The 8339-nt window shown below is 52.0% G+C and carries 8 protein-coding genes; all 8 read left to right on the top strand.

Annotated elements, in window-relative coordinates:
• Nucleotides 1-137, top strand: a 137-nt coding sequence (locus ROR01S_RS26715) for an EF-Tu C-terminal domain-related protein (protein WP_072163719.1), incomplete at its 5' end; no start/stop codon positions are given.
• A 229-nt stretch (nucleotides 138-366) separates the two neighbouring features.
• On the top strand, nucleotides 367-750 hold the full coding sequence (secE, locus tag ROR01S_RS25045; RefSeq protein WP_004118411.1) for a preprotein translocase subunit SecE: 384 nt from the start codon (nucleotides 367-369) through the stop codon (nucleotides 748-750).
• A 1-nt stretch (nucleotide 751) separates the two neighbouring features.
• Nucleotides 752-1297, top strand: a complete 546-nt coding sequence (gene nusG, locus ROR01S_RS25040; RefSeq protein ID WP_002438628.1) for a transcription termination/antitermination protein NusG — start codon at nucleotides 752-754, stop codon at nucleotides 1295-1297.
• Between the two features lie 153 nt (nucleotides 1298-1450).
• Nucleotides 1451-1879, top strand: coding sequence for a 50S ribosomal protein L11 (gene rplK / locus ROR01S_RS25035; protein WP_003862340.1), 429 nt, complete (start codon nucleotides 1451-1453; stop codon nucleotides 1877-1879).
• 3 nt (nucleotides 1880-1882) lie between these two features.
• Entirely contained in the window at nucleotides 1883-2587 is a 705-nt protein-coding gene (gene rplA / locus ROR01S_RS25030; RefSeq protein WP_004118413.1) for a 50S ribosomal protein L1, read from the top strand.
• Between the two features lie 417 nt (nucleotides 2588-3004).
• A complete protein-coding gene (rplJ, locus tag ROR01S_RS25025) occupies nucleotides 3005-3502 on the top strand; it encodes a 50S ribosomal protein L10 (RefSeq protein WP_001207203.1) in 498 nt (165 codons plus the stop codon).
• 66 nt (nucleotides 3503-3568) lie between these two features.
• The gene (rplL, locus tag ROR01S_RS25020; RefSeq protein ID WP_004118416.1) at nucleotides 3569-3934 is read left to right on the top strand and encodes a 50S ribosomal protein L7/L12; all 366 of its coding nucleotides are present in this window, start codon (nucleotides 3569-3571) and stop codon (nucleotides 3932-3934) included.
• 325 nt (nucleotides 3935-4259) lie between these two features.
• Nucleotides 4260-8288, top strand: coding sequence for a DNA-directed RNA polymerase subunit beta (gene rpoB, locus ROR01S_RS25015; RefSeq protein WP_004118418.1), 4029 nt, complete (start codon nucleotides 4260-4262; stop codon nucleotides 8286-8288).
• Nucleotides 8289-8339: the final 51 nt, after the last annotated feature.

Here is an 8339-nt window from a genome sequence, read left to right as displayed (position 1 = left end):
TGGTAATGCCGGGCGACAACATCAAAATGGTTGTTACCCTGATTCACCCGATCGCGATGGACGATGGTCTGCGTTTCGCAATCCGTGAAGGCGGCCGTACCGTTGGCGCGGGCGTGGTAGCAAAAGTTCTCGGCTAATCGCTGATAACATTTGACGCAATGCGCAATAAAAGGGCATCATTTGATGCCCTTTTTGCACGCTTTCGAACCAGAACCTGGCTCATCAGTGATTTTTTTTGCCATAATCATTGCTGAGACAGGCTCTGTAGAGGGCGTTAAGTCCGAAACGCAGCAGAGCATTTCGGTTTGGTTGCCTCGCTCTCGCGGGGCAAAATTATTTGTCTGAATTCTTGTGACAGGTTGGTTTATGAGTGCGAATACCGAAGCTCAAGGGAGCGGGCGCGGCCTGGAAGCGATGAAGTGGGTGATCGTTGCTGCGCTGCTGATTGTGGCCATCGTAGGCAACTTCCTTTATCGTGACATTATGCTGGCGGTGCGTGCGCTGGCTGTAGTGATTCTGATCGCTGCTGCCGGTGGCGTCGCGCTGTTAACCACTAAAGGTAAGGCGACCGTCGCCTTCGCCCGCGAAGCGAGAACCGAAGTCCGCAAGGTTATCTGGCCAACTCGCCAGGAAACGCTGCACACCACGCTGATTGTTGCTGCGGTTACTGCGGTAATGTCACTGATCCTGTGGGGACTGGATGGTATTCTGGTTCGCCTGGTATCCTTTATCACTGGCCTGAGGTTCTGAGATGTCTGAAGCTCCTAAAAAACGTTGGTACGTCGTTCAGGCGTTTTCCGGTTTTGAAGGTCGCGTAGCTACCTCGTTGCGTGAACATATCAAATTACACAATATGGAAGAGTTGTTTGGCGAAGTCATGGTGCCGACCGAAGAAGTGGTCGAGATCCGTGGTGGCCAGCGCCGCAAGAGCGAGCGCAAATTCTTCCCGGGTTACGTTCTGGTCCAGATGGTAATGAACGACGCAAGCTGGCACCTGGTGCGCAGCGTACCGCGCGTGATGGGCTTTATCGGCGGTACTTCTGACCGTCCGGCACCGATCAGCGACAAAGAAGTTGATGCGATCATGAATCGCCTGCAGCAGGTTGGCGATAAGCCGCGTCCGAAAACGCTGTTCGAGCCGGGCGAAATGGTTCGCGTCAGCGACGGTCCGTTTGCTGACTTTAACGGCGTGGTTGAAGAAGTTGACTACGAGAAGTCTCGTCTGAAGGTCTCTGTTTCTATCTTCGGTCGTGCGACTCCGGTTGAACTGGACTTTGCTCAGGTAGAGAAAGCCTAACCGGCGATCAAAAAAGCAGCGATTTAATCGTTGCATGAGGCGCGAAATTGACATACAATTTCGCGCCTTTTGTTTTTATGGGTCTGATTCCCATAAAGCGATATTTATCACGGGGAGCCTTTTCAGGCGCTACACCCAAACGAGGAAATTTAAATGGCTAAGAAAGTACAAGCCTACGTCAAGCTGCAGGTTGCAGCTGGTATGGCAAACCCGAGTCCGCCGGTTGGTCCAGCACTGGGTCAGCAGGGTGTGAACATCATGGAATTCTGCAAAGCGTTCAACGCCAAAACTGAATCCATGGAAAAAGGTCTGCCGATTCCGGTTGTTATTACCGTTTACGCTGACCGTTCTTTCACTTTCGTTACCAAAACTCCGCCGGCAGCAGTTCTGCTGAAAAAAGCGGCTGGTATCAAGTCTGGTTCCGGTAAACCGAACAAAGACAAAGTTGGTAAAATTTCCCGCGCTCAGCTGCAGGAAATCGCGCAGACCAAAGCTGCCGACATGACTGGTTCCGACATTGAAGCGATGACTCGCTCCATTGAAGGTACTGCACGTTCCATGGGCCTGGTAGTGGAGGACTAAGAAATGGCTAAACTGACCAAGCGCATGTCCGTGATTCGTGACAAAGTTGATGCGACCAAACAGTACGACATCAACGAAGCCATCTCTCTGCTGAAAGAACTGGCTACTGCTAAGTTCGTTGAAAGCGTAGACGTTGCCGTTAACCTCGGCATCGACGCGCGTAAATCTGACCAGAACGTCCGTGGTGCGACTGTACTGCCGCACGGTACTGGCCGTTCCGTTCGCGTAGCCGTATTTGCCCAGGGCCCGAACGCTGAAGCTGCTAAAGCTGCAGGCGCCGAGCTGGTAGGTATGGAAGATCTGGCTGACCAGATCAAAAAAGGCGAAATGAACTTTGACGTTGTTATTGCTTCTCCGGATGCAATGCGCGTTGTTGGCCAGCTGGGCCAGGTTCTGGGTCCGCGCGGCCTGATGCCAAACCCGAAAGTGGGTACCGTTACTCCGAACGTTGCTGAAGCTGTTAAGAACGCTAAAGCAGGTCAGGTTCGTTATCGTAACGACAAAAACGGCATCATCCACACCACCATCGGTAAAGTGGACTTTGACGCTGACAAACTGAAAGAAAACCTGGAAGCTCTGCTGGTTGCGCTGAAAAAAGCAAAACCGACTCAGGCTAAAGGCGTGTACATCAAGAAAGTTAGCATCTCCACCACCATGGGTGCTGGTGTTGCCGTTGATCAGGCTGGTCTGAGCGCTTCTGCGAACTAAGATTAGCTTTACGTGGGCGGTGGATTTGTCTACAATTCTACCCCCACGATTCTGTCAATAAGACAGACGCTATGCGAGTCATTTGAATTGTAGCAAGGCAGCAATCGAGTGAATCAGCGGGAGTGTAGTTAACTACATGACCGGTGTGAGCGAGAGCAGCTAACGCCGCTGCGGTTCGAAGGACGAAGTCATAGGAAGAATTTGTTCGTTGGAGCCTGGCCTATCCAGGCCTCCGTCGAAGACCGCAGGTGTTTCGTCAGAAACTTAATCCCCTGCGTAGACGGTGACAGAACGCTAAGATTATTTTTTGGATACTCTGGCTTGTTTCTGCTCACCGTATTAAAGACGCTCTTTCGTTGGAAAGAGTGAAGTGAGTTCCAGAGCATAAGCTCTGGCAAACATCCAGGAGCAAAGCTAATGGCTTTAAATCTTCAAGACAAACAAGCGATTGTTGCTGAAGTCAGCGAAGTAGCCAAAGGTGCGCTGTCTGCAGTAGTTGCGGATTCCCGTGGCGTTACTGTGGATAAAATGACTGAACTGCGTAAAGCAGGTCGTGAAGCTGGCGTTTACATGCGTGTTGTTCGTAACACCCTGCTGCGCCGCGTCGTTGAAGGTACTCAGTTTGAGTGCCTGAAAGACACGTTTGTTGGTCCGACCCTGATTGCATACTCTATGGAACACCCGGGCGCTGCTGCTCGTCTGTTCAAAGAGTTCGCGAAAGCGAATGCAAAATTTGAGGTCAAAGCTGCAGCCTTTGAAGGTGAGCTGATCCCGGCGTCGCAAATCGACCGCCTGGCAACTCTGCCGACCTACGAAGAAGCAATTGCACGCCTGATGGCAACCATGAAAGAAGCTTCGGCTGGCAAACTGGTTCGCACTCTGGCTGCTGTACGCGATGCGAAAGAAGCTGCTTAATCGCAGTTATCTTTATAAAGCGCTCGCTTACGTATAAACTTATTCTGATATTCAGGAACAATTTAAATGTCTATCACTAAAGATCAAATCATTGAAGCAGTATCCGCTATGTCCGTAATGGACGTTGTTGAGCTGATCTCTGCAATGGAAGAAAAATTCGGTGTTTCCGCTGCTGCTGCTGTAGCTGTAGCTGCTGGCCCGGCTGAAGCTGCTGAAGAAAAAACTGAATTCGACGTAATTCTGAAAGCTGCAGGCGCTAACAAAGTTGCTGTTATCAAAGCAGTACGTAGCGCAACTGGCCTGGGTCTGAAAGAAGCTAAAGACCTGGTAGAATCTGCACCGGCTGCACTGAAAGAAGGCATCAGCAAAGACGACGCTGAAGCTCTGAAAAAATCTCTGGAAGAAGCTGGCGCTGAAGTTGAAGTCAAATAAGCCAACCCTTCCGGTTGCAGCCTGAGAAATCAGGCTGAGGCTGGTGACTTTTTGGTCACCAGCCTTTTTGCGCTGTAAGGCACCAGTAGCGTTTCACGCTGTTTGACTACTGGGTTGTCCTTTCAATGCTTGTTTCTATAGACGACTTAATATACTGCGACAGGTCAGGGCCCCTGAGCTGTGTAAATCGCAACGAAATGGTTTAAGCGTGATAGAAACAGGCATTGCGGAAAGTGTTCCATTTTCCGGTCCACAAAATAGTGTTGCATAAAAAACTGCCTTATTTGGGCAGACGGGTCGACTTGTCAGCGAGCTGAGGAACCCTATGGTTTACTCCTATACCGAGAAAAAACGTATTCGTAAGGATTTTGGTAAACGTCCGCAGGTTCTGGACATACCTTATCTCCTTTCCATCCAGCTTGACTCGTTTCAGAAGTTTATCGAGCAAGATCCTGAAGGGCAGTACGGTCTGGAAGCAGCTTTCCGTTCCGTGTTCCCGATTAAAAGCTACAGCGGTAACTCTGAGCTGCAATACGTCAGCTACCGTCTGGGCGAACCTGTTTTTGATGTTAAAGAATGTCAGATCCGTGGCGTGACCTACTCGGCACCGCTGCGCGTTAAACTGCGTCTGGTGATCTACGAGCGTGAAGCGCCGGAAGGCACCGTTAAAGACATTAAAGAACAAGAAGTCTACATGGGCGAAATTCCGCTCATGACCGACAACGGTACCTTTGTTATCAACGGTACTGAACGTGTTATCGTTTCTCAGCTGCACCGTAGCCCGGGCGTCTTCTTTGACTCTGACAAAGGTAAGACTCACTCTTCCGGTAAGGTCCTGTATAACGCACGTATTATTCCTTACCGCGGTTCCTGGCTGGACTTCGAGTTCGATCCGAAAGACAACCTGTTTGTCCGTATCGACCGTCGTCGTAAGCTGCCGGCCACCATCATCCTGCGCGCGCTGAATTACACCACTGAGCAGATCCTTGACCTGTTCTTCGAGAAAGTGGTCTTTGAAATTCGCGACAACAAGCTGCAGATGGAACTGGTTCCGGAGCGTCTGCGCGGTGAAACGGCTTCCTTCGACATCGAAGCGAACGGCAAAGTCTACGTCGAGAAAGCCCGTCGCATTACCGCTCGCCATATCCGTCAGCTGGAAAAAGACGATATCAAGCATATCGAAGTTCCGGTGGAATATATTGCGGGTAAAGTTGCGGCCAAAGATTATATCGATGAAGCTACTGGCGAACTGATCTGCCCGGCGAACATGGAGCTGAGCCTGGATCTGCTGGCGAAGCTGAGCCAGTCCGGTCACAAGCGTATCGAGACTCTGTTCACCAACGATCTGGACCACGGTCCGTACATTTCTGAAACTGTACGCGTCGACCCAACTAACGATCGTCTGAGCGCGCTGGTTGAAATCTACCGCATGATGCGCCCGGGTGAGCCGCCGACTCGTGAAGCGGCTGAAAGCCTGTTTGAGAACCTGTTCTTCTCCGAAGACCGCTACGATCTGTCTGCGGTAGGTCGTATGAAGTTCAACCGTTCTCTGCTGCGTGACGAAATCGAAGGTTCCGGTATCCTGAGCAAAGACGACATCATCGAAGTGATGAAGAAGCTCATCGATATCCGTAACGGTAAAGGCGAAGTCGATGATATCGACCACCTCGGCAACCGTCGTATCCGTTCCGTAGGCGAAATGGCGGAAAACCAGTTCCGCGTTGGCCTGGTACGTGTTGAGCGTGCGGTGAAAGAGCGTCTGTCTCTGGGCGATCTGGATACCCTGATGCCTCAGGATATGATCAACGCCAAGCCGATTTCTGCGGCAGTGAAAGAGTTCTTTGGTTCCAGCCAGCTGTCACAGTTTATGGACCAGAACAACCCGCTGTCCGAGATTACGCACAAACGTCGTATCTCCGCACTCGGCCCAGGCGGCCTGACCCGCGAACGTGCGGGCTTTGAAGTTCGAGACGTACACCCGACTCACTACGGTCGCGTATGTCCAATCGAAACGCCTGAAGGTCCGAACATCGGTCTGATCAACTCCCTGTCCGTGTACGCACAGACTAACGAATACGGCTTCCTCGAGACTCCGTATCGTAAAGTGACCGACGGTGTTGTGACCGACGAAATTCACTACCTGTCTGCTATCGAAGAAGGCAACTACGTTATCGCTCAGGCGAACTCCAACCTGGATGACGAAGGCCACTTTGTAGAAGACCTGGTTACCTGCCGTAGCAAAGGCGAATCCAGCTTGTTCAGCCGCGATCAGGTTGACTACATGGACGTTTCCACCCAGCAGGTGGTTTCTGTCGGTGCGTCGCTGATCCCGTTCCTGGAACACGATGACGCCAACCGTGCATTGATGGGTGCGAACATGCAACGTCAGGCGGTTCCGACTCTGCGCGCTGATAAGCCGCTGGTGGGTACCGGTATGGAACGTGCTGTTGCCGTCGACTCCGGTGTTACTGCAGTTGCTAAACGTGGCGGTACCGTACAGTACGTCGATGCATCCCGTATCGTTATCAAAGTTAACGAAGACGAGATGTACCCGGGCGAAGCAGGTATCGACATCTATAACCTGACCAAGTACACCCGTTCTAACCAGAACACCTGCATCAACCAGATGCCTTGCGTGTCCCTGGGTGAGCCAATTGAGCGCGGCGACGTGCTGGCAGACGGTCCGTCCACCGACCTCGGTGAACTGGCTCTCGGTCAGAACATGCGCGTAGCGTTCATGCCGTGGAACGGCTACAACTTCGAAGACTCCATCCTCGTCTCCGAGCGTGTGGTTCAGGAAGATCGTTTCACCACGATTCATATTCAGGAACTGGCCTGTGTGTCCCGTGACACCAAGCTGGGGCCGGAAGAGATCACCGCTGATATCCCGAACGTGGGTGAAGCTGCGCTCTCTAAACTGGATGAATCCGGTATCGTTTACATCGGTGCAGAAGTGACCGGCGGCGACATTCTGGTTGGTAAGGTCACGCCGAAAGGTGAAACCCAGCTGACGCCAGAAGAGAAACTGCTGCGTGCGATCTTCGGCGAGAAAGCGTCTGACGTTAAAGACTCTTCTCTGCGCGTACCAAACGGTGTTTCCGGTACTGTTATCGACGTTCAGGTCTTCACCCGCGATGGCGTGGAAAAAGACAAACGTGCGCTGGAAATCGAAGAGATGCAGCTGAAGCAGGCCAAAAAAGACCTGTCTGAAGAACTGCAGATCCTCGAAGCTGGCCTGTTTGGTCGTATCTACGCGGTGCTGGTTGCCGGTGGTGTTGAAGCTGAGAAGCTCGACAAGCTGCCGCGCGATCGCTGGCTGGAACTGGGCCTGACCGACGAAGAGAAACAAAATCAGCTGGAACAGCTGGCTGAGCAGTACGACGAACTGAAACACGAGTTCGAGAAAAAACTCGAAGCGAAACGCCGCAAAATCACTCAGGGCGACGATCTGGCACCGGGCGTGCTGAAGATTGTTAAAGTGTATCTGGCCGTTAAACGTCAGATTCAGCCGGGTGACAAAATGGCAGGTCGTCACGGTAACAAGGGTGTTATTTCTAAGATCAACCCGATCGAAGATATGCCTTACGATGAAAACGGTACGCCGGTCGACATCGTACTGAACCCGCTGGGCGTACCATCTCGTATGAACATCGGTCAGATTCTGGAAACCCACCTGGGTATGGCTGCGAAAGGTATCGGTGAGAAAATCAACGCGATGCTCAAACAGCAGCAGGAAGTCGCCAAACTGCGCGAGTTCATCCAGAAAGCGTATGACCTGGGTACCGATGTTCGTCAGAAGGTCGATCTGAATACCTTCACCGATGATGAAGTTCTGCGTCTTGCTGAAAACCTGAAAAAAGGTATGCCGATCGCAACGCCGGTCTTCGACGGTGCGAAAGAGTCTGAAATCAAGGAACTGTTACAGCTGGGTGGCCTGCCGACTTCCGGTCAGATCACTCTGTTCGACGGTCGTACCGGTGAGCAATTCGAGCGCCAGGTTACCGTTGGCTACATGTACATGCTGAAACTGAACCACCTGGTTGATGACAAAATGCATGCGCGTTCTACCGGTTCTTACAGCCTGGTTACTCAGCAGCCGCTGGGTGGTAAGGCTCAGTTCGGTGGTCAGCGCTTCGGTGAGATGGAAGTGTGGGCGCTGGAAGCTTATGGCGCGGCATACACCCTGCAGGAAATGCTCACCGTTAAGTCTGATGACGTCAACGGTCGTACCAAGATGTATAAAAACATCGTGGACGGCAACCATCAGATGGAACCGGGCATGCCGGAATCCTTCAACGTACTGTTGAAAGAGATTCGCTCGCTGGGCATCAACATCGAACTGGAAGACGAGTAACTCTCGCTCAAACAGGTCACTGGTGCCGGGGTAACCCCCGGCGCCAGATTG

It is taken from the genome of Klebsiella ornithinolytica NBRC 105727 = ATCC 31898, from assembly GCF_001598295.1.
GTDB lineage: Bacteria > Pseudomonadota > Gammaproteobacteria > Enterobacterales > Enterobacteriaceae > Klebsiella > Klebsiella ornithinolytica.
Note: the sequence above shows the minus strand (reverse complement) of the source record. Positions and strands in the feature narration are given on the sequence as shown.